The 3,129-nt window shown below is 48.9% G+C and carries 2 protein-coding genes; both read left to right on the top strand.

All coding sequences use genetic code 11. The features are described 5' to 3' along the window. Window positions 1–446 (top strand): transposase (locus H6F52_RS00010; RefSeq protein ID WP_190531039.1); only part of this gene is annotated, 446 nt, incomplete at its 5' end. Window positions 447–1,039: 593 nt separating this feature from the next. Then, window positions 1,040–2,884: a dihydroxy-acid dehydratase gene (gene ilvD / locus H6F52_RS00005; protein ID WP_190531033.1), complete on the top strand. Its 1,845-nt coding sequence runs from the start codon at window positions 1,040–1,042 to the stop codon at window positions 2,882–2,884. Window positions 2,885–3,129: the final 245 nt, after the last annotated feature.

The following is a 3,129-nucleotide window of genomic DNA, read 5'->3' as shown; positions in this document are numbered from 1 at the left end:
AAAGGCTTTCGCACCGCCCAGCCGAAACTCGTTACCTGAGAGAAATTATTTTTGGCAAACGTCACCGCCGGAGATATTACCAAATTAGTAAGACGAATACTCCCGATCCAACCAGAGAGGAAAGTTGGTACATTATGACTAATTTCTCAATTTATTTGTCACCGAATGTAGCTGAGCTATATAGTTTACGAAACTGGATTGAATATGGTTTTAAGCAAGTTAAAAATGAACTAGGCTGGGCGGATTTTCGACTGACTGACTATGAAAGTATTGAACGGTGGTGGGAAATCGTTTTTAGCGCCTATCTTTTAGTCAGCATTCAAGCTGCTTCATTTCAATTTTCACCCCAATCAAGCCCAACATCTACATCATTAGTGCCAGACTCAAGCGACTCCAATATTTCTCAACATAGTCAACATCCTGATTGGGAGTCTGGTACGACCTAGAAGAGTTCATTGAATAACCTGAGATTAATTATTCAACCTTATATCTTCTACTGTTTGATTCGACCTTGGCTACAAGTATTTAACATTCCTGGGATGAAACGTTGCTTTTTGAAATTAATTCACCTCATGAATGATTTTCGCGCTTCTCCTGTCAGTTTCCCTATTGCTAGTTGAATCTCTTCCTGATTATCCTCTCTCCCTAGTAACAAAAGAGGGATAACAACTGTGCTGCAATGTCACAATATCTACTGTTTGTGAGACAGATTGAAGCACCTTTCCCAAGCGAGCGGAATCTTTAATGCTGGTGTCTTTTAAGCCGTATTATTACCATTATCAGTCTCACAAGCTCTCAAACTGCTGTCGAATAACAAATTATTTGGCGTGTCATCAAATTTAATCTCGTTAAAATTTTAAATCGATATACTTCTCTTCTTTCCTATGTTGTAGCGATAAAGGTTCTCTTGGGACAACAGCACTTTGGACTTATCGCTTAAGGCAACAAGACTGACACAAAGCGTGTGTCACTAAGAAGTTTTCGCGACGTAACCATAAAGTCTAGACTATTAAGAACCCTTAGACGAATAGGATGCGTCATGCCGATCTATCGCTCCAAAACCTCCACCCAGGGACGTAATATGGCCGGTGCCCGTGCGCTCTGGCGTGCCACCGGAATGCACACTGAGGATTTTGAGAAGCCAATCATTGCAGTTGCCAACTCCTTTACGCAATTCGTACCTGGTCACGTTCACTTGAAGGATCTGGGACAACTGGTGTGCCGTGAGATTGAAGCCGCCGGTGGTGTTGCCAAAGAATTCAATACTATTGCCGTGGACGATGGCATTGCTATGGGTCATGACGGAATGCTCTATAGCCTGCCCTCGCGCGAGATTATCGCCGATTCAGTCGAGTACATGGTTAACGCCCACTGTGCTGATGCCCTAGTCTGCATTTCCAACTGTGACAAAATCACCCCCGGTATGTTGATGGCAGCCCTGCGTCTCAACATCCCTACAGTATTCGTTTCTGGCGGGCCGATGGAAGCTGGCAAGACCAAGCTCTCGGAACATAAACTAGACCTAGTGGACGCGATGGTGGCTGCCGCGAACGACCGTATCAGCGATGAGGTGGTTGAAGAGTATGAGCGTTCCGCCTGCCCGACCTGTGGCTCTTGCTCTGGTATGTTCACTGCCAACTCTATGAACTGTCTCACGGAGGCGATTGGTCTTTCCTTACCTGGCAATGGCACTGTGCTAGCGACCCATTTCGACCGTAAGGATCTGTTTCTCAACGCCGCGCAAACCATTGTCAGCATTACCCGCCGTTACTACGAGCAGGACGATGAATCGGTGTTGCCCCGCTCTATTACCAGTTTCAAAGCGTTCGAGAATGCCATGATGCTGGATATCGCGATGGGCGGTTCCACCAATACCATACTGCACTTACTGGCTGCTGCTCATGAAGCCGGCGTCAATTTCACCTTGACCGACATTGATCGTCTCTCGCGCCAGGTGCCGCAACTCTGCAAGGTGGCACCGAACACTCCCCAGTATCACATTGAGGATGTCCACCGGGCAGGTGGTATCCCCGGTATTCTCGGCGAGTTGGAGCGTGCAGGTCTGATCCACACAGACTTGCCGACAGTCCATAGTAAGACGCTCAAAGAAGCGCTCGATCATTGGGATGTCATGCGTACCGATGATGAAGCCGTCCACACCTTCTTCAAGGCCGGCCCTGCGGGTATTCCAACTCAGCAAGCGTTCAGTCAATCAACCCGCTGGCCCTCACTCGACCTAGACCGAGAAAACGGCTGTATCCGCAGCATCGAAAACGCCTTCAGCACCGAGGGTGGACTTGCTGTGCTATATGGCAACCTGGCAGAGCGCGGTTGTATTGTGAAGACGGCAGGCGTAGACGAAAGCATTCATGTGTTTGAAGGCAAGGCGCGTATTTATGAAAGCCAGGACGCTGCTGTCAAAGGAATTCTCAACGATGAGGTGGAACCGGGCGATGTGGTAATCATTCGCTACGAAGGCCCGCGTGGTGGGCCTGGGATGCAGGAAATGCTCTATCCGACCAGTTACCTTAAATCCAAGGGTCTGGGCAAGGTTTGTGCATTATTGACCGATGGTCGCTTTTCTGGCGGGACTTCGGGTCTGTCGATTGGTCATGCCTCTCCAGAGGCGGCGGCGGGCGGGAACATTGCGCTGGTTCAGAGTGGCGATCCGATCCAAATCGACATCCCCAATCGCCGCATCAATGTGGAGCTATCGGCGGAGGAATTAGCCAACCGTCGTGTGGCAATGGAAGCGAAGGGCAAAGATGCCTGGAAGCCTGCACAGCAGAGGCAGCGTCGGGTAAGTGCAGCGCTCAAGGCTTATGCACTGCTGGCGACTAGCGCGGATCAAGGCGCGGTACGAAACCTGGAAATGCTGGAGTAGAGAAATACGCAGACACAAAAACGGGGTTGTGTCTCTTGCAATAGGTCACTGGTAAGGGAGGTAAAGTTTATCTTACCTCCCCCCTACACCATAAGTAGCTGGGACTAATTAAATATAAGATGGCATAAAGCTTCTAAACGGAGTTTTCCATTATTTATGCCTGCTCCTATTCGGATTATCTTAAGCGAAGCAGAGGACTCAATGTTAAGCGAGTTGCGAGTTGCTCAAAGCGTGCCGCAACGCAC

This window comes from Coleofasciculus sp. FACHB-542 (genome assembly GCF_014695825.1).
Taxonomy (GTDB): domain Bacteria; phylum Cyanobacteriota; class Cyanobacteriia; order Cyanobacteriales; family FACHB-T130; genus FACHB-T130.
The sequence above is the reverse complement of the archived record's forward strand: the minus strand, read 5'-3'. Positions and strand labels throughout refer to the sequence as shown.